General features: G+C 70.0%; 20 protein-coding genes and 1 pseudogene. 9 read left to right on the top strand and 12 right to left on the bottom strand.

Annotated elements, in window-relative coordinates; genetic code table 11:
- Nucleotides 1-102: 102 nt before the first annotated feature.
- Together EDF33_RS13875 and EDF33_RS13870 are read right to left on the bottom strand one after the other, a co-directional pair.
- Complete coding sequence (locus EDF33_RS13875; RefSeq protein ID WP_132100439.1) at nucleotides 103-1,176, bottom strand: glycosyltransferase; 1,074 nt, start codon at nucleotides 1,174-1,176, stop codon at nucleotides 103-105.
- Between the two features lie 5 nt (nucleotides 1,177-1,181).
- Complete coding sequence (locus EDF33_RS13870; protein ID WP_132100331.1) at nucleotides 1,182-2,189, bottom strand: alpha/beta hydrolase; 1,008 nt, start codon at nucleotides 2,187-2,189, stop codon at nucleotides 1,182-1,184.
- A gap of 113 nt (nucleotides 2,190-2,302) precedes the next feature.
- On the opposite strand from EDF33_RS13870, the gene treS reads away from it, so the two are divergent.
- Both treS and EDF33_RS13860 read left to right on the top strand, forming a co-directional pair.
- Nucleotides 2,303-4,012 carry a maltose alpha-D-glucosyltransferase gene (treS, locus tag EDF33_RS13865; protein WP_111084171.1) on the top strand — a complete coding sequence of 570 codons (1,710 nt, stop codon included), beginning with the start codon at nucleotides 2,303-2,305 and terminating at the stop codon, nucleotides 4,010-4,012.
- 37 nt (nucleotides 4,013-4,049) lie between these two features.
- Nucleotides 4,050-4,814 carry a 3'-5' exonuclease gene (locus EDF33_RS13860; RefSeq protein ID WP_132100330.1) on the top strand — a complete coding sequence of 255 codons (765 nt, stop codon included), beginning with the start codon at nucleotides 4,050-4,052 and terminating at the stop codon, nucleotides 4,812-4,814.
- Nucleotides 4,815-4,893: 79 nt separating this feature from the next.
- Here EDF33_RS13860 and EDF33_RS13855 read toward each other — a convergent pair whose 3' ends face one another.
- The 3 genes from EDF33_RS13855 to glgA form a co-directional block, all read right to left on the bottom strand.
- The gene (locus EDF33_RS13855) at nucleotides 4,894-5,142 is read right to left on the bottom strand and encodes a type B 50S ribosomal protein L31 (RefSeq protein WP_017887280.1); all 249 of its coding nucleotides are present in this window, start codon (nucleotides 5,140-5,142) and stop codon (nucleotides 4,894-4,896) included.
- Between the two features lie 108 nt (nucleotides 5,143-5,250).
- On the bottom strand, nucleotides 5,251-6,033 hold the full coding sequence (locus tag EDF33_RS13850; RefSeq protein WP_111083979.1) for an ABC transporter ATP-binding protein: 783 nt from the start codon (nucleotides 6,031-6,033) through the stop codon (nucleotides 5,251-5,253).
- A gap of 9 nt (nucleotides 6,034-6,042) precedes the next feature.
- Entirely contained in the window at nucleotides 6,043-7,242 is a 1,200-nt protein-coding gene (gene glgA / locus EDF33_RS13845) for a glycogen synthase (protein ID WP_132100329.1), read from the bottom strand.
- Nucleotides 7,243-7,289: 47 nt separating this feature from the next.
- Between glgA and glgC the strand changes: the two genes are divergently transcribed.
- Nucleotides 7,290-8,531, top strand: coding sequence for a glucose-1-phosphate adenylyltransferase (gene glgC, locus EDF33_RS13840; RefSeq protein ID WP_132100328.1), 1,242 nt, complete (start codon nucleotides 7,290-7,292; stop codon nucleotides 8,529-8,531).
- A gap of 73 nt (nucleotides 8,532-8,604) precedes the next feature.
- A complete protein-coding gene (gene serB, locus EDF33_RS13835; RefSeq protein WP_131920127.1) occupies nucleotides 8,605-9,243 on the top strand; it encodes a phosphoserine phosphatase SerB in 639 nt (212 codons plus the stop codon).
- Nucleotides 9,244-9,335: 92 nt separating this feature from the next.
- On the opposite strand, the gene fabG is transcribed toward serB, so the two are convergent.
- Nucleotides 9,336-10,049 (bottom strand): 3-oxoacyl-ACP reductase FabG, encoded by a 714-nt coding sequence (gene fabG, locus EDF33_RS13830; protein ID WP_027465673.1) that lies wholly within the window; start codon nucleotides 10,047-10,049, stop codon nucleotides 9,336-9,338.
- Nucleotides 10,050-10,214: 165 nt separating this feature from the next.
- Here fabG and EDF33_RS13825 point away from each other — a divergent pair, with 165 nt between their 5' ends.
- From EDF33_RS13825 to EDF33_RS13815, 3 genes and pseudogenes are all read left to right on the top strand, one after another.
- Complete coding sequence (locus tag EDF33_RS13825) at nucleotides 10,215-10,637, top strand: DUF3099 domain-containing protein (protein WP_123294380.1); 423 nt, start codon at nucleotides 10,215-10,217, stop codon at nucleotides 10,635-10,637.
- Nucleotides 10,637-10,843: pseudogene (locus EDF33_RS13820) on the top strand (hypothetical protein); the annotation flags it as partial. The gene EDF33_RS13825 and the pseudogene EDF33_RS13820, both read left to right, overlap by 1 nt.
- Nucleotides 10,844-10,941: 98 nt before the next feature.
- Nucleotides 10,942-11,922: an SURF1 family protein gene (locus EDF33_RS13815; RefSeq protein WP_132100327.1), complete on the top strand. Its 981-nt coding sequence runs from the start codon at nucleotides 10,942-10,944 to the stop codon at nucleotides 11,920-11,922.
- A gap of 329 nt (nucleotides 11,923-12,251) precedes the next feature.
- Here EDF33_RS13815 and EDF33_RS13810 read toward each other — a convergent pair whose 3' ends face one another.
- On the bottom strand, nucleotides 12,252-13,850 hold the full coding sequence (locus EDF33_RS13810; RefSeq protein ID WP_123294378.1) for an ABC-F family ATP-binding cassette domain-containing protein: 1,599 nt from the start codon (nucleotides 13,848-13,850) through the stop codon (nucleotides 12,252-12,254).
- Nucleotides 13,851-13,965: 115 nt separating this feature from the next.
- Here EDF33_RS13810 and EDF33_RS13805 point away from each other — a divergent pair, with 115 nt between their 5' ends.
- The gene (locus EDF33_RS13805) at nucleotides 13,966-14,565 is read left to right on the top strand and encodes a biotin transporter BioY (RefSeq protein WP_123294377.1); all 600 of its coding nucleotides are present in this window, start codon (nucleotides 13,966-13,968) and stop codon (nucleotides 14,563-14,565) included.
- Nucleotides 14,566-14,836: 271 nt separating this feature from the next.
- Here the strand turns inward: EDF33_RS13805 and EDF33_RS13800 are convergent, their stop codons facing one another.
- The 5 genes from EDF33_RS13800 to sufB form a co-directional block, all read right to left on the bottom strand.
- Nucleotides 14,837-15,166: a metal-sulfur cluster assembly factor gene (locus EDF33_RS13800; protein WP_111083972.1), complete on the bottom strand. Its 330-nt coding sequence runs from the start codon at nucleotides 15,164-15,166 to the stop codon at nucleotides 14,837-14,839.
- Nucleotides 15,166-15,948: a Fe-S cluster assembly ATPase SufC gene (sufC, locus tag EDF33_RS13795; protein WP_111083971.1), complete on the bottom strand. Its 783-nt coding sequence runs from the start codon at nucleotides 15,946-15,948 to the stop codon at nucleotides 15,166-15,168. The genes EDF33_RS13800 and sufC overlap by 1 nt, the downstream gene beginning before the upstream one ends.
- A gap of 71 nt (nucleotides 15,949-16,019) precedes the next feature.
- Complete coding sequence (locus EDF33_RS13790; RefSeq protein ID WP_111083970.1) at nucleotides 16,020-16,346, bottom strand: non-heme iron oxygenase ferredoxin subunit; 327 nt, start codon at nucleotides 16,344-16,346, stop codon at nucleotides 16,020-16,022.
- Nucleotides 16,346-17,611 carry a Fe-S cluster assembly protein SufD gene (gene sufD / locus EDF33_RS13785; protein WP_132100326.1) on the bottom strand — a complete coding sequence of 422 codons (1,266 nt, stop codon included), beginning with the start codon at nucleotides 17,609-17,611 and terminating at the stop codon, nucleotides 16,346-16,348. Before sufD ends, EDF33_RS13790 begins: the two co-directional genes overlap by 1 nt.
- Nucleotides 17,612-19,030 carry a Fe-S cluster assembly protein SufB gene (gene sufB / locus EDF33_RS13780; RefSeq protein WP_111083968.1) on the bottom strand — a complete coding sequence of 473 codons (1,419 nt, stop codon included), beginning with the start codon at nucleotides 19,028-19,030 and terminating at the stop codon, nucleotides 17,612-17,614. It abuts the gene before it with no gap.
- Between the two features lie 252 nt (nucleotides 19,031-19,282).
- On the opposite strand from sufB, the gene EDF33_RS13775 reads away from it, so the two are divergent.
- Nucleotides 19,283-20,260, top strand: coding sequence for a COX15/CtaA family protein (locus EDF33_RS13775; RefSeq protein WP_111083967.1), 978 nt, complete (start codon nucleotides 19,283-19,285; stop codon nucleotides 20,258-20,260).
- Nucleotides 20,261-20,369 lie beyond the last annotated feature (109 nt).

Raw genomic sequence — 20,369 nt, 5'->3', positions numbered from 1 at the left:
CGACCCGCGCGCGTTCTGCGTCAATCCACGAGTCGATCGACGCGTGGTCTGTCGCAAACCGCGTGCGCGCGCTCCGCCCCCGCGCCCCGCCCCCGCCCCCCGCTACCGCGCGCGCCGGTCGGCCACGGCCCGCTCGACCGCCCGCACGACCTGCTCCGCCGAGTCCTGCCACCGGAACCGCGCGGCCCGCTCGACCGACTGCGCCGAGGCCTCGTCCCACCGCTCCTCGACCCGCCGCACCGCAGCCGCCACCGCCGACGGCGACGCCGGGTCGAAGTACTCGGCCGCATCGCCCCCGATCTCGCGGAAGATCGGGATGTCGCTCACCACGACCGGGGTCCCGACGCCCATCGCCTCGACCAGCGGGATGCCGAAGCCCTCGTCGTACGACGCCGTCGCCAGGGCCGTGGCGGATCGGAGCACCGACAGGTACTCCTCGTCGGTCGCACCGTCGTGGAACACGATCGAGCCGGTCGGCGCGAGCCCCTCGATCCGTGCGCGGTCGGCGTCGGACACCCGCGACATGCAGTGCAGGGTCCAGTCCGCGCCGAGCAGCGGCAGCGCGGCCGCCAGCGTCTCGACGTTCTTGTACGGCATGAACGACCCCATGTAGACGAGCGAGCGCTCCCGCGGCGCACCCGCCGCACGCGGAGCCGCCGGGTCGGCAGCGTTGTACGCCACCGTCACCGGACGCTTCGTCAGCCGGTGCTCGGCGATGAGCCCCGCGGTGGTCTCGGACACCGTGACCACCCCGTCGGCGCCGTTCAGCAGGACGCGCTGCGGCACCCACGACAGGTGGAACGCGCGCCACCCGAGCCGGAGCGGCCACGAGAACTCGCGCGGAGGCGTCCGGTTCCGGTAGTAGATCAGGTCGTGCAGGGTGAGCACGAGCGCGTAGTCGCGCCCCCGCGAACCCATCGTCTGCATCGGCGAGAACACCGCGTCGAGGCCGAGCCGGTTCACCCGCCGTGCTACGAGCGGCTCCCCCACGTCGGTGGGTGCCGGCAGCAGCTCCCACGGCAGGTCGCGCGGCAGTGACTCGAGCTGGCGCTCGTCGTGGACGAGCAGCACGGCGTCGTGCCGGTCGGGCAGGTTCCAGGCCACTCCGGCGGTGAAGCGGCTGATGCCGTCGTGCCGGCCGATCCGCACGTACCGGCAGTCGATGCCGATCCGCAGGCGCGTCACGCGTCGGACTCCTTCGCGTCGCTCGCCGTCGTCTTCGTCGCGGTCGTCCGGGAGGCCCGTCCCACGCCCGACGGTCGGCGTGCCTTGGTGCTGCGGCCCCGTCCAGGGCGCGCGGCCGTGTCCGCCATCCGGCGCAGCACCGCCGCAGCGGCCGGTGCCGGTGTCTCGTAGTGCACCAGGTGCCCGACCCCGGGGATGACCACGAGTTCGGCATCGCGGAGGCGGGCGGCCAGGGCGCGCTGCTCGGGGACGGCCGTGATGTCGTCGTGCTCCGCGGCGATCATCAGCACCGGCACGTCGATGCGGTCCGCGTACTCGGACACGTCGTGGGTGACCGAGGTCCGGAACGCCTCGAGCACGCTCGTGCGGTTCGCGAAGGCCGAGAAGTACCGGTCGTGCTGGTCGTGCACCCAGCGGCGCATCCCGCGGTCGTGCGACTTGAGCATCGCGATGCTCATCACCCGCACGATGGCGGCGTTCCGCAGGATCCCGAGCCCGATCGGCTTCGGCAGCACCGCGCCGGCCTTGTAGTAGCCGATCGCGATCCCGGTGCCCACGGCACGGGGTCCCTGCAGCGCCGGCGCGGCGATCGGGTTCACGAGGACGAGCAGCCGGGTGTCGAGCCCGGCAGCCACGGTGGCGGACACCACGATCGACCCGAACGAGTGGCCGAGGACGACGGCGTCGCGCCCGAGCCCGAGCGCCTCGTGGAACGCGCGCAGCCAGCCGACGTACGACTCGATGTCCGACACCGGCAACGGGTCGGACACGCCGAAGCCGGGCAGGTCGGGCACGATCACGCGGACGTCCTGCAGGTGCGCGGCGATCGTCTCGAGGCCGTGGTGGTCGCCGCGGAACCCGTGCACCGCCAGGACGGTCTGCGTCGCGTCGGACGGCCCGTACTCCCAGTAGTGCGTGGTTCGGCCGTCGACCTGCACGGACCGGTGGACCACCGGGGTGGCGGCCATGAGCGACTGGTACGGGGAGAGCACGGGCGGTTGCATCGGCGCCAGTCTACGAAGACAACCGCACGAAACCCCGGACACCCGCAGCATCGCGCGCCTATCGTGTCCGGGGCGGGCCGTCGACGGGCCCGTCGATGACGACGAGGAGCACGGTGACCTTCACAGCCCCGATCCAGCTGCCCGGCCTGACGCTCGACCCGCAGTGGTACAAGCGCTCGGTCTTCTACGAGTGCATGATCCGCTCGTTCGTCGATTCGAACGGCGACGGGATCGGTGACCTGCAGGGCGTGATCGGCAAGCTCGACTACCTGCAGTGGCTCGGCGTCGACGCCCTGTGGCTGCCGCCGTTCTTCCAGTCGCCGATGCGCGACGGCGGGTACGACATCGCCGACTACAAGGCGATCCTGCCGGAGTTCGGCACGCTCGACGACTTCCGCGAGCTCGTCACGAAGTCGCACGAGCGCAACATGCGCATCGTCATCGACATGGTGATCAACCACACCAGCGACCAGCACGAGTGGTTCCAGCAGTCCCGCGAGGACCCCGACGGCCCCTTCGGTGACTTCTACGTCTGGCGGGACACCGACGAGGAGTACCCGAACATCCGGGTCATCTTCGTCGACACCGAGGAGTCGAACTGGACGTTCGACCCGGTCCGCCGGCAGTTCTTCTTCCACCGGTTCTTCTCGCACCAGCCCGACCTGAACTTCGAGAACCCCGCGGTGGTCGAGGCCGTGTACGACGTCGTGCGGCACTGGCTCGACCTCGGTGTCGACGGTCTGCGGCTCGACGCGATCCCGTACCTGTTCGAGTCGGAAGAGGGCAACGGCGAGGGCGAACCGGAGACCCACGAGTTCATCAAGAAGATGCGCGCGATGGTGGACGACGAGTACCCCGGCCGTGTCCTGCTCGCCGAGGCGAACCAGTGGCCGCGCGAGACCGCCGCCTTCTTCGGCACCGACGAGGAGCCCGAGTGCCACATGGCGTTCGACTTCCCGGTGATGCCCCGCATCTTCTACTCGCTCCGGGCGCAGCACGCCAAGGAGCTGTCGGCGATCCTGTCGGAGACGCTCGACGTGCCGTCCGCGGCAGCCTGGGGTGTGTTCCTCCGCAACCACGACGAGCTCACGCTCGAGATGGTCAGCGAGGAGTACCGGCAGGCCATGTACGGCTGGTACGGCTACGACCCCCGGATGCGCTCGAACATCGGCATCCGCCGCCGCCTCGCTCCCCTGCTCGACAACTCGCGGGCCGAACTCGAACTCATCCACGCACTGCTGTTCTCGCTGCCGGGCTCGCCGTTCCTGTACTACGGCGACGAGATCGGGATGGGCGACAACATCTGGCTCCCCGACCGCGACTCGTCCCGCACGCCGATGCAGTGGACCCCCGACCGCAACGCCGGGTTCTCCACGGCAGACCCGGGCAAGCTCTACCTGCCCGTGGTGCAGTCGCTCGTGTACAACTACGCGCAGGTCAACGTCGAGGCGCAGCTCGCCCAGTCCCGCTCCCTGCTGCACTGGGTGCGCAACGTCATCCACGTGCGGAAGGCCCACCCGGTGTTCGGGCTCGGGACCCTGCACGTGCAGGAGACCTCGAACGAGTCGGTGCTCGCGTTCGTGCGCTCGTGGGAGGGCTCCGGCCAGCAGTTCGGGCCGTCGGCGGAGGACGTGCTGTGCGTGTTCTCGTTCGCCACGAACCCGACGTCGGTCACGGTGTCGGCGCCGGAGTTCGCCGGTCGGCCGCTCTACGACCTGTTCGGCGGCGGTTCGTTCCCCGCGTTCGACGAGGACGGCACCGTCACGCTGACCCTCGGGACGCAGTCGTTCTACTGGCTGCACGTCGGCGCGCCGGTCGGGTAGCACCGGTCGTGTCGGTGCGTCCCGTTAGCCTGACCGCGTGACGTTCCCCACAGCACAGCTGGATCCGACAGCACGGCTCGACACGCCCGCCCCGGCGCAGGACCTCTCCGGACGCCCCTGGTGGCACGCCCTCGGCGTCTTCGACCTCGAGACCACCGGAGTCGACGTCGAGACGGCGCGGATCGTCACGGCGCACGTCGGCCTCATCGACATGACGGGTGCCTCCATCGCCGAGGGTGCGTGGATCGCCGACCCGGGCATCGCGATCCCCGAGGGCGCCGCGGCCGTGCACGGCTACACCACCGAGCGCGCCCAGGCCGAGGGGCGTCCCGCGGCCGAGGTCGTCGCCGAGATCATCGCCGCGATCGAGGCGGTGTTCGCCCGCGGCATCCCGCTGGTGATCTACAACGCCCCGTACGACCTGACGGTCCTCGACCGCGAGGCAAAGCGGCACGGGTTCGCCTCCCCCGTCATCGGCAACGTCGTCGACCCGCTCGTGATCGACAAGGCACTCGACACCTTCCGCAAGGGCAAGCGCACGCTCGAGGCGGCGTCCGAGCTGTACGGCGTCACCCTCGACGACGCACACGACGCCGGTGCCGACGCCATCGCGGCCGGTCGCGTCGCCCAGGCCATCGCCGGCAAGTACCAGGACGAGCTCGGCATCTCGGCAGAAGAGCTCCACCGCAAGCAGGTCGGGTGGTGCGCCGAGCAGGCGACCTCGTTCCAGGAGTACATGCGCAAGAAGCGCGACCCGTCCTTCACCGCCGACGGTCGCTGGCCGCACCGCAACGGCGCCTGACCCGCGCACCGGCCGCACGACGCAGAACGGGCGGTCCTCCCGAAGGAGGACCGCCCGTTCCGACGTGCTGTGGGGCTGCTTACTTGGAGAAGCCCTTGAAGCGCTGGTTGAACTTCTCGACGCGACCGGCCGAGTCGAGGATGCGCTGCTTGCCCGTGTAGAACGGGTGCGAAGCGGACGAGATCTCGACGTCGATCACCGGGTAGGTGGCACCGTCGAGCTCGATCGTCTTGTCGCTGTTCGCGGTCGAACGCGTCAGGAAGGTCTCACCGGAGGCCAGGTCACGGAAGACGATGGCGCGGTACTCGGGGTGGGTGTCGGTCTTCATGGAGTTTCCTCGATAGCGGTAGCGGTGGTGGGATTGCGCGAGATGCGCGGGAAGTCATCGGCTTGCGCCAGCCGTCAACGTTACCAGACGGACGGCGCGATCGCAGCGCTAGGACGCGCGCGCCGTGTACCGGCCGGCGTCCTTCGTGACGGACAGCGCGATGCCGAACGCCTCGGTCAGGGTCTGGTCGGTCAGGACCTCGTCGATGGGCCCGGCGGCCTGCACGTGGCCGTCGGCGAGCACCAGCGCGTGGGTGAACCCGGCGGGGATCTCCTCGACGTGGTGGGTGACGATCACGATGGCCGGCGAGTCGGCACTCTGGGCGTAGCCGCCGAGGGTGCGGACGAGGCTCTCACGGGCGCCGAGGTCGAGCGAGGCGGCCGGTTCGTCCAGGAACAGGATCTCCGGGTCGGTCATGACGGCACGGGCGATCTGGACGCGCTTCTGCTCGCCGTCGCTCAGCTCGCCGAAGGTGCGGTCGGTGAACGACCCCAGGCCCCACTCCTCGAGCACGCGCTGGGCACGGCGGACGTCGAGCTCCTCGTACTCCTCGTTCCAGCGACCCGTGACCGAGTACGCGGCCGTCAGCACGACGTCGATGACCTTCTCGGTCACCGGGATGCGCCGGGCCAGGGCGGTCGACGCGAAGCCGATGCGCGGGCGGAGCTCGAACAGGTCGGCGCCGCCCAGCTCGGTGCCGAGCACCTCGACGTCACCCGAGGTCGGGAACGTCTGGGCACCGGCGACCTGCAGCAGCGTGGTCTTGCCGGCGCCGTTCGCGCCGAGCACGACCCAGCGTTCGTCGTCCTGCACCCCCCACGAGATCGAGTCGAGGATGGTGGCCCCGTTGCGGACCACGGAGACGTCTGACAAGCGCACGACCGAGGGCATGCGACCAGCCTACGGGGTCCGGCCGAGCACCTCGTCGTAGACCTGCCGTGTCCTCGTGGCGATCGCGTCCCAGGTGAACTCGGACTCGACGCGCAGGCGTCCGGCGCGACCCATGAGCTTCGCGAGCCCCTCGTCGGCGAGCACCTCGTTGAGGGTCGCAGCCAGGTCCGCCACGTACTTGTCGGGGTCGGTCGGGGTGCCCGTGCCGTCCTGCGCCTGGTCGAGCGGCACGATGCGACCGGTGAAGCCGTCCGCGACGACCTCGGGGATGCCCCCGGTGCCGGTGCCGACGACGGGGATGCCGCACGCCATGGCCTCGAGGTTCACGATGCCGAGCGGTTCGTAGATCGACGGGCACACGAACACGGTGCCCGAGGACAGCACGTTCACGATCTCCTCGTGCGCGAGCATCCGGTCGATCCAGACGACGCCCTCGCGCTGCTCGCGCAGGCCCTCGACCAGCCCGGTGACCTCGGCGAGGATCTCCGGGGTGTCCGGGGCACCGGCGCACAGCACGATCTGGACGTCCTCGGGGAGCGACGCCACGGCACGGAGCAGGTAGGGCAGGCCCTTCTGCCGGGTGATGCGACCGACGAAGACGACGCTGGGGCGCGACGGGTCGATGCCGAGGGCGCGGACGGCGTCCTCGTCGACCTGCGGCTTCCAGGCGTCGATGTCGATGCCGTTGTAGACGACGTGCACCTTCGCCGGGTCGATCGACGGGTACGAGCGCAGGATGTCGGCGCGCATGGCCTTCGACACCGCGATGACGCCGTCGGCGTTCTCGAACGCCTCGCGTTCCATCCAGCTCGACAGGCGGTAGCCGCCGCCGAGCTGCTCGGCCTTCCACGGGCGGAGCGGCTCGAGGCTGTGCGCCGTGACGACGTGGGGGATCCCGTAGGTCAACTGCGCGATCCGGCCCGCCGAGTTCGCGTACCAGGTGTGCGAGTGCACGAGGTCGGCACCCTCGACGTCGGCGGCGATGGCCACGTCGGTGCCGAGCGCCTGCAGCGCGCCGTTCGCCTGCTCGAGGCCGGCCGGCGTGCGGTACCCCCAGACGTCGGCTTCGTCGCGGAAGGCCCCGAAGGCCCGGACCCGGACATCGGTGTCGGTCCCCGACCGCAACGCAGCAGTCAGTTCGGCCACGTGGACACCCGCTCCGCCGTAGACCTCCGGCGGATACTCCCTGGTCAGTAGATCGACTCGCACGGGTTCAAGGTAACCGGTTCCCAGTGCTGACGCCTACTGTGAGCGGCATGGCACCAAAGAAGGTCTTCGGCATCGTGCTCGCTGGCGGCGAGGGGAAACGGCTCATGCCGCTCACGGCCGACCGGGCGAAGCCCGCAGTCCCGTTCGGCGGGAACTTCCGTCTCATCGACTTCGCGCTGTCGAACCTGGTGAACTCCGGTCTGCAGAAGATCGTCGTCCTCACCCAGTACAAGTCGCACAGTCTCGACCGGCACGTCGCCGAGACCTGGCGCATGGAGGGCCTGCTCGGGTCCTACGTGGCGTCGGTCCCCGCGCAGCAGCGACTCGGCAAGCGCTGGTTCGCCGGTTCGGCCGACGCGATCCTGCAGTCGCTCAACCTGCTCCGCGACGAGCGTCCCGACATCGTCGTCGTGGTCGGCGCCGACCACGTGTACCGGATGGACTTCCACCAGATGGTCGAGGCGCACATCGCCTCGGGTCGCAGCGCCACCGTCGCGGCAATCCGTCAGCCCATCGAGCTCGCCGACCAGTTCGGCGTCATCCAGGTGGACGCCGACGACCCGACGAAGATCGACGCCTTCCTCGAGAAGCCGAAGAACCCGGTCGGCCTCGCCGACTCCCCCGGCGAGGTCCTCGCCTCGATGGGCAACTACGTGTTCAACGCGGACGCCCTCGTCGACGCGGTGCTTCGCGACGGCCAGGTCGAGTCATCTGCGCACGACATGGGCGGCGACATCGTCCCCGACTTCGTGGACCGCGGCGACGCCGGGGTCTACGACCTGCAGCGCAACGAGGTCCCGGGGTCCACCGACCGCGACAAGTACTACTGGCGCGACGTGGGGACGATCGACTCGTTCTTCGACGCGCACATGGACCTCATCGCCCCGGTGCCGGTGTTCAACCTGTACAACCAGGACTGGCCGATCTTCAACCAGCAGACGAACCTGCCGCCGGCGAAGTTCGTGCGGGACGCCAACGGCAACACCGGCTCGACGGTGGACTCACTCGTGTCGCTCGGCTGCCTGGTGTCGGGCGCACAGGTCGAACGCAGCATGATCGGGCCGTGGTGCGGGATCGACTCCGGCGCGAAGGTCCTCGACTCGATCGTGTTCGAGCGGGCGACGATCGGCGCCGGCTCGGTCGTGAACCGGGCGATCCTGGACAAGGACGTCGTCATCGCGCCAGAAGCGCAGGTCGGCATCGACCGTGAGGCCGACGAGGCCCGCGGCTTCACCGTGACCGAGTCCGGCATCACCGTGGTCGGCAAGGGCGTCCGCGTCGACGCATAGGAACAACCGGTCAGGAGGCACGGCTCGCGTCACGGACGCGAGCCGTGCCTCCGTCTGTCGGTACCGTTGGTCCGTGCCCCGCTTCCTCGTCGTCCTCGATGCCGATTCCACCCTCCTCGAGGACGAGGTGATCGAACTCCTCGCGGACACCGCCGGGACCCGGCCACAGGTCGCGGCGATCACGGAGCGCGCCATGCGCGGGGAGATCGACTTCGCCGAGAGCCTCCGGGAGCGTGTCGCAACCCTGGCGGGCCTCCCGGTCGACGTCTTCCGACGCGCACAGCAGGCGGTCCGCGTGACGCGGGGTGCCGACCAACTCGTCCGCGGCGTGCACGCCGCCGGTGGGACCGTCGGTGTCGTGTCCGGCGGGTTCCACGAGGTCCTCGACCCGTTCGCCGAGCAGCTCGGTCTCGACCACTGCCGGGCGAACCGACTCGAGGTGTCCGACGGCGTGCTGACCGGCCGTGTGCTCGGCGACGTCGTGGACGCGCACGCCAAGGCCGTCGCCCTCCGCGAGTGGGCCGAGGCCGACGGCGTGGACGCGGTCCGCACCGTCGCGATCGGCGACGGGGCGAACGACCTCGAGATGATGCGCGTCGCCGCCCTGTCGGTGGCGTTCGACGCGAAGCCGCGCGTGCGGGAGCAGGCGGACGTCGCCGTCGTGGACCGCGACCTGTCCGCCGTGCTCGCGACGCTCGGCCTGCGCGGCTGAGCGGACCGTCCGGTTCCCCGCGCTCAGCTACACGTCACGCGCGCGAGCACCCGTGAACTGTCGCTGAGCACGAGACGACGCGCAGGCGCTGGCTAGTGGCCCATGCCGAGGCCGCCGTCGACCGGGATGATCGCGCCGGAGACGTAGCCGGCCCCGTCGCTCGCCAGGAACAGCGTGGCGTCGGCGACGTCGTCGACCGTGCCGTACCGGGCCGCCGGGATCGCCTTCTTGAACTCGGCCTGCAGCTCGTCGGACAGCGCGGCCGTCATGTCGGTCTGGATGAACCCGGGCGCGACGACGTTGGCGGTGATGCCGCGCGAGCCGAGCTCACGGGTGATCGACCGGGCCATGCCGACCAGCGCGGCCTTCGACGACGCGTAGTTGACCTGGCCGATCTGGCCGTAGGCGCCGACGACGCTCGACATGAGCACGATGCGGCCGAACTTCGCCTTCATCATGCCCTTGGTGGCGCGCTTCACGACCCGGAACGTGCCGGTCAGGTTGGTGTCGACGACGCTCGTGAAGTCGTCCTCGGACATGCGGAGCAGCAGCTGGTCGTTCGTGATGCCGGCGTTGGCCACGAGCACCTCGATCGGTCCGAGCTCGGCCTCGACCTGCGTGAAGGCGGCGTCAACCGAGGCCGTGTCGGTGATGTCGGCCTGCACGGTGAGGGCCCCTTCGGGTCCGCCCTGTCCGCTGCGCGACGTGACCGCGACGCGGTGCCCGGCGGCGACGAAACGCTCGGCGAGGGCGTGGCCGATGCCACGGTTGCCGCCGGTGATCAGGACGGTACGGGGGGTGCTCATGGTCGCTCCGTTCGGTGGTGGTGTGCGGTCGTGTCGTGCCGACGGGTCGGCGGACACGCCCGGACGAGCGTAGCGGAGCCAGCACCGCAGCCCGTTCGCGCGCGGCGCACCCACGATCGGCCCCGGAGGCTTAGGCTGGACCACGGGTAGACGGAGACCATCTGTATGAAGAGCACGCACACCAGCATCACCACGCTCCCGGATTCGCCGGAGCTGGACCGGGCGCACCGCCTGTCCCGCTACGTGTGGCAGATGGCCATCCGCGTCGTCCTCTTCGTCGTGGCCGTGCTCGTCTACTCCATCTGGCACTCCTGGATCGCCGTCGTGCCGATCGTCCTCGCCGCCGTGATCCCCTGGGTCGCCGTGATCGTCGCGAACGCCGGCAGCCGGACCGAGAGCGACATGATCTCGCCCGCCGGTGCGATGCAGCTCTACGACGCGGTCGACCCGGGCCTCCGCGAGCAGCAGGAAGAGGACCGGGCCCAGGCCTACCGCGACGAGCAGGACCGCCTCCGGCAGCAGGCCCAGCACGCGCAGGACGAGTGGCAGCGCAACGGCGACCGCTCGAAGATGTGGGGACCCCGCTGATGGGCGCGACCTTCGACCTGCACACCGAACCGGGCTCGACCCCCGTCTGCTCCCGAGCCGGCTGCTCCAACACGGCAGCGTGGCGGGTGAACTGGCGCAACCCCCGGATCCACTCCGCCGACCGCGTGAAGATCTGGGCCGCGTGCGAGGAGCACCGCGACTTCCTCGCCGACTACCTGAGGTCCCGCACCTTCCCGGTGCGCGTCACCGGCATGCACGAGGACGTCGACCGGCTCGACGACGAACGCGACCCCGCCTCGTCGCCGAAGAACGACGTCGGGGTGCGCTCCACCGGCACCGGTCGATGACCGACGACTTCGACCCGCACTCCCGGTACGGCCGGAAGCACGCTGCCAAGCTGCAACGCGCCGCCGACCACGCCCGTCGCTCCGTGCCGGACGACGTACGCCCCACCCAGGACCCGGACGAGCCCTTCGTCGGCTGGCACTTCGTCCGCAGTCGCCGCTGGCTCGGGTACTTCGCGATCGCCGTGGCCTTCGCGATCGTCTGCGCCCTGTTCGGCATGTGGCAGTGGGACCGCCGCAACGAGGCCGTGCGTCAGAACGAGCAGGTCGCCCAGAACTACGACCACACCCCGGTCCCCCTCGACCAGGCGCTGCCGACGGCGTCGAGCTGGCAGGACGAGCAGGAGTGGCTCCGCGTCTCCGTGACCGGCCGCTACGACATCGACGCACAGCTGCTCGTCCGCAACCGCGTGCACAACGGCCAGCCCGGCTTCGAGGTCCTGACCCCCCTGGTCACCGACGACGGCCGGGCGTTCATCGTCGACCGCGGCTGGGTCCCGACCGGCGACGCGCAGGACGCCCCCGACCACGTGCCCGCTCCCCCGTCGGGCGAGGTCACGGCGATCGTCCGCCTGCAGCAGAGCGAGCCCCGGATCCCCGGCCGCACCGACCCCGCGCACACGGACCAGGTGCAGTCGGTGACCCTGGCCGACGTCGCGAAGAAGGTCGACACCCCCATCTGGACCGGTGCGTACGGCGAGCTCGCCTCCGAGTCCCCCGCCCCGACCGAGGCGCGCCCGCTCGGCTGGGAGCGTCCCACCGCCGACACCGGCCTGCACCTGAGCTACTTCATCCAGTGGTTCCTGTTCGCGGCCGGCGGCTTCGGGTTCCTGGCGTACGTGATGGTGCAGGAGTACCGGAACCTCAACCAGGACGACCCGGAGGAACGCGAGCGCGCCCAGGAGCGGCAGCGCCGCAAGGACGCCAAGCCGAAGACCGACGCCGAGATCGAGGACGACCTGATCGCGTCCCGCCGCTGACGCGCTGCGCCGGGCCGCTCGCCGCGGGCGCGCCGCCGAGCGGTCACGAACCGTCGCCCGTCGACGCCGGTGACGCCACGTGGTGACCACTCGGCGGACGTGAGCGGGTTGCCTTGACCGACGGGACAGCGGACGGGAGGCCCGTGGCGGCGTCGCCACGGGCCTCCCGTCCGTCCTACGGTCACGTCGACCACCGCACGCCGCCCGGCCGCTGGTCACGACGCGCTCGCACGCGTGCCGCCGAGCGGTCACGAACCGTCGCTCGCCGGCGACGGCGACGACACATGGTGACCACTCGGCGAACCTGAGCGGGGTGTCGTGACCGCCCGCTAGGCGAGCTCGATGAGCTCCGCGTAGTCCTTGTTCCAGTGGTCCTCGGTGCCGTCCGGCAGGAGCAGCACGCGCTCGGGGTTGAGCGCCTCGACGGCACCGGCGTCGTGCGACACCAGGACGACGGCGCCCTCGAACCCCGCGAGGGCGTTGAGGATCTCCTCGCGCGACGCCGGGTCCAGGTTGTTCGTCGGTTCGTCGAGCAGCAGCACGTTCGCGCCCGAGACGACGATCATCGCGAGCGACAGACGCGTCTTCTCACCGCCGGACAGGACCCCGGCCTTCTTGTAGCCGTCGTCCCCGGTGAACAGGAACGAACCGAGCACGCGACGGGCCTCGGTCTCGTTGAGGTCGGTCGACGCCGACACCATGTTCTCGATCACGGTGCGGTTGATGTCGATGTTCTCGTGCTCCTGCGCGTAGTACCCGATGCGCAGACCGTGGCCGGGCTGGATCTCACCGGTGTCGGGCAGGTCGGCACCCGCGAGGATCCGGAGCAGCGTCGTCTTGCCGGCACCGTTGAACCCGAGGATGACAACGCGCGAACCGCGGTCGATCGCCAGGTCGACTCCCGCGAAGATCTCGAGCGATCCGTAGGACTTCGACAGCCCCTCGGCCATCAGTGGCGTGCGGCCGCAGGGGGCCGGCGTGGGGAAGCGGATCTTGGCGACCCGGTCGGCGACGCGCTCGTCCTCGAGACCAGCGAGCAGCTTGTCGGCACGCGCGACCATCTGGTGCGCAGCGGCGGCCTTCGAGGCCTTCGCCCCGAACCGGGCGGCCTGGTCCTTGAGCGTGGCGGCCTTCTTCTCGGCGCCGGCGCGCTCCTTGCGACGACGCTCCTCGTCGGCGACGCGCTGCCGCTGGTAGAGCTTCCAGCCCATGTTGTAGATGTCGATGGTCTGGCGGTTGGCGTCGAGGTAGAACACGCGGTTGACGACCTCTTCCACGAGTTCGACGTCGTGGGAGATGATGATGACGCCACCGGGGTAGGTCTTCAGGTGCTCGCGCAGCCACACGACCGAGTCGGCGTCGAGGTGGTTCGTGGGCTCGTCGAGGATCATCGTCTCGGCGTCCGAGAACAAGATCCGCGCGAGCTCGATGCGACGACGCTGACCACCGGACAGGGTCTTGAGCTGCTGGTCGAGGATGCGGTCCGGCAGCTTGAGGTTCGACGCGATCGACGCCGCCTCGGCCTCGGCCGCGTAGCCGCCGAGCGCGTTGAACTGGTCGTCGAGTCGGCTGTACCGGCGCATCGCCTTCTCGGCGACGGCGGTGTCCTCGCTCGCCATGTCGAGCGTGGCGAGGCGGATGCCCTCCACGAGCTCACCGAGCCCGCGGGCGTCGAGGATGCGCTTGCGTGCGGTCTCCTCCGGGTCGCCGGAGCGCGGGTCCTGCGGCAGGTAGCCGATCTCACCACCGCGGTCGATCGTGCCGCCGTTCGGCTGCGTCTCGCCCGCGAGGGCCTTGGTCATCGTCGTCTTCCCCGCGCCGTTGCGGCCGACGAGTCCGATCTTCTCGCCCTTCTCGACACGGAAGGACACGTCTTCCATGAGGAGACGAGCTCCGACGCGGATCTCGAGTTCGTGCACGGCAAGCACAGTGGACGTCCAATCAGTTGGTGGGTTTGCACAACGACGTGTGCGTGAGGTGCACCGCTACGCTGACGGGACCGATGGTTCCGAACGGGACCAGCAGTCCATTCTAGGAGAATCCATGACGAACGCCACCGGGTTCGCTCCCCGCGCAGTCCTCGCCGACCGTCTGCGGACGCACGGGCTGGCCACGAACGCCGCCCTCGTCGCCGGCGGAGCCCTGTTCACCGCTGCGATGGCACAGCTCGAGGTCCCGATGTGGCCGGTCCCGATCACCGGGCAGACGCTCGCCGTCGTCCTCGTCGGCGCGACCCTGGGTGCCCGCCGCGGCATGCTCTCGCTGCTCGTCTACGCCGTCGCCGGCCTCGCGGGCGCACCGTTCTTCGCCGACATGACCGGCGGCCTGCAGGCCCTGGCCGTGCCGAGCTTCGGCTACGTCATCGGGTTCATCCCCGCCGCGGGCGTCGTCGGTTGGCTGGCCCGCCGCAACTGGGACCGACACTTCGGGCGCGCAGCCGTCGCGATGCTGCTCGCGAGTGCCATCCCGTTCGTGACCGGCCTGCCGTACCTGGCGGTCGTGCTCGGGCAGCTCGGCGCACCGAACGACCTGCAGTCGGTGCTCGCCGCCGGCCTGTACCCGTTCATCGTCGGTGGGATCGCGAAGGCGCTCATCGCCGCGGGCATCGTGCCGCTCGCGTGGAAGGCGCTCGGCCGCCGCTGACGCTGCGCACGACAACGGCCCCGCACCGATCGGTGCGGGGCCGTTCTGCGTCCGCTGCGTGCGGGGCGGCGGGCCGTGGGTCGGTCACGACTCCCCGCCAGCCGGACGCCGAGTGGTCACCTTCCGTCGCCCGGAGCGCGGTCGGCCGACAGAACGTGACCACTCGGCGAACGTGAGCGGCGTGTCGCGCCCCGCGCGTGACGCGACCACGGACAGACGGGAGGCCCGGTGCCAGCTGGCACCGGGCCTCCCGTCTGCGGTGTGGTCGCGACTAGATCGCGAACCCGAGCGCGCGCATCATCTCGCGCCCGTCGTCGGTGATCCGTTCCGGACCCCACGGCGGCATCCAGACCCAGTTGATGCGGAAGGCGTCCACGATGCCGTCGAGGGCGTTCGCGGTGTCGCCCTCGATGACGTCGGTCAGCGGGCAGCCGGCACTCGTCAGCGTCATGCTGATCACGAGCGCCGAGGCCTCGTCGTCCCAGGCCAGGTCGTAGATCAGGCCGAGGTCGACGATGTTGACGCCGAGCTCCGGGTCCTGGACCTCCTTCAGGCCCTCGACGACCTCGTCGAACTTCTCCGGGGCGAGTGCCGCGATCATCACGCCTGCGCCTCTGCGGCGGACGCCGCCGCGGCCTGCACGTAGCGGTCGTAGCCCTCGTTCTCGAGGCGGTCGGCGAGCTCGGGGCCACCCTGCTCGGCGACCTTGCCCGCGACGAACACGTGCACGAAGTCCGGCTTGATGTAGCGGAGGATGCGCGTGTAGTGCGTGATGAGCAGCACGCCCAGGCCGGTCGCGGCCTTGGCGCGGTTCACGCCCTCGGACACGATCTTCAGCGCGTCGACGTCGAGGCCGGAGTCGGTCTCGTCGAGCACGGCGAAGCGGGGCTTGAGGAGCTCGAGCTGCATGATCTCGTGGCGCTTCTTCTCGCCACCGGAGAAGCCCTCGTTGACGTTGCGCTCGGCGAACGACGAGTCCATCTTGAGGTCGGCCATCGACTGGCGGAGCTCCTTGATCCAGCCGCGCAGGGCCGGGGCCTCGCCGTCGATCGCCGTCTTGGCGGTGCGGAGGAAGTTCGACACCGTCACGCCGGGGATCTCGACCGGGTACTGCATCGCCAGGAACATGCCGGCACGGGCGCGCTCGTCGACGCTCATCGCGAGGACGTCCTCGCCGTCGAGGGTGATCGAGCCACCGACGACGTTGTACCGGGGGTGCCCGGCGATCGTGTACGCCAGCGTGGACTTGCCGGAGCCGTTCGGCCCCATGATCGCGTGGATCTCGCCCTCGTTGATCGTGAGGTCGACACCCTTGAGGATCTCCTTGGTGCCCTGATCGGTGTCGATCGAGACCTGGAGGTCGCGGATTTCCAGAGTGGACATTGCGTGGGTTCCTTCGGTTTTCTGTCGTGTCGCGGACGGGCCGCGGAAAGTGTGGGGGCCGGGAGGCGGTGTCAGTCGACGGGCACGGGGTCGTGCACGTCGACGTAGACGTCGCCCTCGCGCACCTCGACCCGGAACACCGGGACGGGCTCGTACGCCGGGAAGTTCTGCGGCTTCCCCGTGGCGAGCGAGAAGCGGGAGCCGTGGGCCCAGCACTCGAGCGTGTCGCCCTCGATGAAGCCCTCGGCCAGCGAGATGTCCCCGTGGGTGCAGGTGTCGCCGATGGCGTGCACGGTGCCGGACGAGTCCTTCACGATGGCCACCGCGGTGCCGTCGACGACGGCGCGCATGGGGCTGTCCACCGCGATCTCGGACTCCGCGCAGACCTTCGTGGGCATCAGGCGTCGGCCTCCGCCGGCGCGACGATCACCGAGCGTCCCTCGGCGAGTTCCTGCTCGACCGCGGCGATGAGTCGTTCCTCGAGCTCGGGCGCACCGATCTTCTGGATGACCTCGACCAGGAAGCCGAGCACGACGAGCCGACGCGCTTCTTCCTCGGGGATGCCGCGGGCCTGCAGGTAGAACAGCTGCTCGTCGTCGAAGCGACCGGTCGCACTCGCGTGGCCGGCGCCCTCGATGTTGCCGGTCTCGATCTCGAGGTTCGGGATGCTGTCGGCACGGGTGCCGTCGGTCAGCACGAGGTTGCGGTTCTGCTCGTACGAGTCGGTGCCGTCACCGGCGCGACCGATGAGCACGTCACCGATCCACACGGTGTGCGCGCCCTTGCCCTGCAGCGCGCCCTTGTAGTTGACCCGACCGCGCGTGTTCGGCGCGTCGTGGTTCACGTAGACCTGCTGCTCGATGTACTGACCGGCGTCGGCGAAGTACACGCCGTACATCTCGGTGTCGGCGCCCTGCGCACCGAGGTGCGTCGAGGGGTTGACCCGGATGACGTCGCCGCCGAGCGAGACCACGACGTGCTTCAGGAAGGCGTCGCGGCCGACCTCGGCGAAGTGCGTCGAGACGTGCACCGCGTCGTCGTCCCAGTCCTGCAGGCTGACGACGGTGAGGCGTGCGCCGTCCTGCACGACGATCTCGATGTTCTCGCTGAGCAGTGCGCTGCCGCGGTTGTCCAGCACGACGATGCCCTGGGCGTGCGGCTCGGCCGTGATGACCGTGTGCGCCGCGCGGGGCTGCGTGCCGAAGTCGGAACGCGTGATGGTGATGAACTCGTGCGCCTCGGTTGCCTTGACGGTGACGGCGAGGACGGCGTCGCGCGCGGACCACGCAGCGGCCGCTGCACGGTCCTCGGGCAGACCGGCGGTGCCGACGCGGGGGTCGTCGCTGCGACCCCACTCGACGTCGGCACCGTCGGACTGGCGGGCGAGGAACCGGTAGGCGGATCCGTCGAGACCGCCGTCGAGGAGCGGCTGGAGCTTCGCCAGGGGCGCGAACTTCCAGTTCACCTCGCGGCCGGTGACGGTCGGGAACGCCTCGAGGTCGCCGGACTGGAACCGCTCGGAGCGGGTCTGGACCGGGATCTTCTTGTCCGGGGCGTCCCAGCCGCCGTCGGAGTGGGCTCCGGCGCCGTGCTGTTCGGCACCCTGGGCGGGTGCCGCGGGCTCGATCGGCTGGTCGATGTGGGGAGGGGTGGTGCTGGACATCTAGCCGACGGATCCTTCCATGCTCATCTCGATGAGCTTGTTGAGTTCGAGCGCGTACTCCATCGGGAGCTCGCGGGCGATCGGCTCGATGAAGCCACGGACGATCATCGCCATCGCTTCGTCCTCGGCCATGCCGCGGGACATCAGGTAGAAGAGCTGCTCCTCGCTCACGCGCGAGACCGTGGCCTCGTGCCCGAGCTGGACGTCGTCGACGCGGATGTCGATCGCCGGGTACGTGTCGCTCCGGCTGATGGTGTCGACGAGCAGCGCGTCACACCGCACGGTGTTCGCTGCGTGGTGCGCCGCCGGGTCGACCCGGACCTCGCCGCGGTACCCCGCACGACCGCCGCCACGGGCGATCGACTTCGAGACGATCGACGACGTCGTGTACGGCGCCATGTGGATCATCTTCGCGCCGGCGTCCTGGTGCTGGCCGGGGCCGGCGAACGCGACGGACAGGGTCTCGCCCTTGGCGTGCTCACCGGCGAGGTAGATCGAGGGGTACTTCATCGTCACCTTGGAGCCGATGTTGCCGTCGATCCACTCCATCGTGGCGCCCTCGTGCGCGATCGCACGCTTGGTCACGAGGTTGTAGACGTTGTTCGACCAGTTCTGGATCGTCGTGTACCGAACGCGGGCGTTCTTCTTCACGATGATCTCGACGACGGCCGAGTGCAGCGAGTCCGACTTGTAGATCGGCGCGGTGCAGCCCTCGATGTAGTGGACGTAGGAGTCCTCGTCCGCGATGATCAGCGTCCGCTCGAACTGGCCCATGTTCTCGGTGTTGATCCGGAAGTAGGCCTGCAGCGGGATCTCGACGTGGACGCCCTTGGGGACGTATACGAACGAGCCGCCGGACCACACGGCCGTGTTCAGCGCGGCGAACTTGTTGTCGCCGGCCGGGATCACGGTGCCGAAGTACTCCTGGAAGAGCTCGGGGTGCTCGCGGAGCGCGGTGTCGGTGTCCATGAAGATGACACCCTGCTGCTCCAGGTCCTCGCGGATCTGGTGGTACACGACCTCGGACTCGTACTGCGCGGCGACACCGGCGACGAGGCGCTGGCGCTCGGCCTCGGGGATGCCGAGCTTCTCGTAGGTCGCGCGGATGTCCTCGGGGAGGTCTTCCCACGACTGCGCCTGCTTCTCTGTCGAGCGCACGAAGTACTTGATGTTGTCGAAGTCGATGCCCGTCAGGTCGGCACCCCACGTCGGCATCGGCTTGCGGCCGAAGAGCTGCAGGCCCTTGAGCCGGTTCTTGAGCATCCACTCGGGCTCGTGCTTGAGGTTCGAGATGTCGGTGACGACCTCGTCCGAGACCCCACGGCGGGCCGAGGCCCCGGCCGAGTCGGAGTCGGACCAGCCGAACTCGTATTGCCCGAGCCCTTCGAGCTCGGGACGGTCGATGAGCACGTCGGACATGGTCTCCTCGTTTCCTTCTCGCGGGGCAGCGTCTTCAGGTGTGAACCCGTGGCGTCTGGACGCCATTCCACCGCAGACCGCCGACAGGCGGACACGGTGCTGCTCCCTCGCAACGACAATGGTTCCACGCAGTCCCTGGATCGATCGGCGATCTCGGCCCATTCGGAGCCGGCGCCTGCCTAGACTTGACTGCTGCTGAACCCTCGAATCCTACAGGTTCACTGCACGGAACAACAGGAAGGCACCACCCTCGTGACTCGCGTCGGACCCCCCGTCGACCAGGATCTCCGGACCGCACGGTGGTGGTCGCTCCCCCGGGTCGTCGACCGCCGGGTCATCGCGCTGGCGTGGGCCTCGTTCGTGGTCGAGGTCGTGTTGATCGGCACCGGCGGCCTCGTCCGCCTGACCGCGTCGGGCCTCGGATGCCCCACCTGGCCCAAGTGCACGGCCGATTCGCTCGTCTCCACGCCCGAGATGGGCATCCACGGGATCATCGAGTTCGGCAACCGACTGCTCACCTTCGTGCTCGTCATCGTGGCGATCGCGATGTTCCTGGCCGTGGTCCGGATGCTCCGCACGCGCCCCGAACTGTTCTGGCTCGCGTTCGCTCAGGGCGTCGCGATCCCGGTCCAGGCCGTCATCGGCGGGCTCAGCGTGCTCACGAACCTCAACCCGTTCGTCGTCGGGCTGCACTTCGTCGTGTCCGCCGCCCTGACCTCGGTCACCGCGGCCCTGGTCTACCGGACGATGCACGGCCCCCGCACCAGCCACCGCCTCGTTCCCGGTTGGTACACCGGCGTCGTCCGCGGCACCGTCGCCGCCGTCGTGGTCACCGTGCTCGTCGGCATCCTGACGACCGGCAGCGGCCCGCACGCCGGTGCCGACGAGGCCGTCGACGGCGGGATGCTGCACCGCACGGGCTTCGACCCCGCGGTCATGGAGCACGTGCACGCCTGGCCCGCGTACGCCCTGTTCGCGCTGACCCTCGTGCTCGTCGTCGGCGCCGTCCGACTGCGGATCTCGAGCAAGTGGGCGCTGTTGCTGCTCGTCGTCGAGTTCCTGCAGATCGCCGTCGGCCTGACCCAGGCCCGCACCGGCCTGCCCGTCGGACTGGTGGGCACGCACATGGTGCTCGCCGGGCTGCTCGTCGGGGCCACCACGGCGGTCGTGCTCGCCACGCGCGCCAGCGCCGGTCGCGAGGCCGTGCGCGAACCACTCGACGCCGCCTGACGCCCGGGCGCGTCGCACGCGCAACACCCGTTTCGCGACACCCCACGAGTCGATCGACTCGTGGAGTGTCGTTCGTTGCACACGCATCCCGGGCCACGCGTGCGCCCCG

Source organism: Curtobacterium sp. PhB146 (assembly GCF_004342995.1).
Classification (GTDB): Bacteria; Actinomycetota; Actinomycetes; order Actinomycetales; family Microbacteriaceae; genus Curtobacterium.
This window is presented reverse-complemented; position numbering and strand designations above follow the sequence as displayed.

What these genes read in the sequence shown, in the direction of transcription:
- EDF33_RS13815 (WP_132100327.1), top strand. Translation starts at nt 10,942, where the DNA reads ATGACCGACGACTTCGACCCGCACTCCCGGTACGGCCGGAAGCACGCT.
- sufD (WP_132100326.1), bottom strand. Translation starts at nt 17,611, where the DNA reads ATGTCCAGCACCACCCCTCCCCACATCGACCAGCCGATCGAGCCCGCG.
- fabG (WP_027465673.1), bottom strand. Translation starts at nt 10,049, where the DNA reads ATGAGCACCCCCCGTACCGTCCTGATCACCGGCGGCAACCGTGGCATC.
- EDF33_RS13790 (WP_111083970.1), bottom strand. Translation starts at nt 16,346, where the DNA reads ATGCCCACGAAGGTCTGCGCGGAGTCCGAGATCGCGGTGGACAGCCCC.
- sufB (WP_111083968.1), bottom strand. Translation starts at nt 19,030, where the DNA reads ATGTCCGACGTGCTCATCGACCGTCCCGAGCTCGAAGGGCTCGGGCAA.
- EDF33_RS13850 (WP_111083979.1), bottom strand. Translation starts at nt 6,033, where the DNA reads ATGCCCTCGGTCGTGCGCTTGTCAGACGTCTCCGTGGTCCGCAACGGG.
- EDF33_RS13870 (WP_132100331.1), bottom strand. Translation starts at nt 2,189, where the DNA reads ATGCAACCGCCCGTGCTCTCCCCGTACCAGTCGCTCATGGCCGCCACC.
- EDF33_RS13805 (WP_123294377.1), top strand. Translation starts at nt 13,966, where the DNA reads ATGACGAACGCCACCGGGTTCGCTCCCCGCGCAGTCCTCGCCGACCGT.
- EDF33_RS13855 (WP_017887280.1), bottom strand. Translation starts at nt 5,142, where the DNA reads ATGAAGACCGACACCCACCCCGAGTACCGCGCCATCGTCTTCCGTGAC.
- glgC (WP_132100328.1), top strand. Translation starts at nt 7,290, where the DNA reads ATGGCACCAAAGAAGGTCTTCGGCATCGTGCTCGCTGGCGGCGAGGGG.
- sufC (WP_111083971.1), bottom strand. Translation starts at nt 15,948, where the DNA reads ATGTCCACTCTGGAAATCCGCGACCTCCAGGTCTCGATCGACACCGAT.
- EDF33_RS13800 (WP_111083972.1), bottom strand. Translation starts at nt 15,166, where the DNA reads ATGATCGCGGCACTCGCCCCGGAGAAGTTCGACGAGGTCGTCGAGGGC.
- EDF33_RS13825 (WP_123294380.1), top strand. Translation starts at nt 10,215, where the DNA reads ATGAAGAGCACGCACACCAGCATCACCACGCTCCCGGATTCGCCGGAG.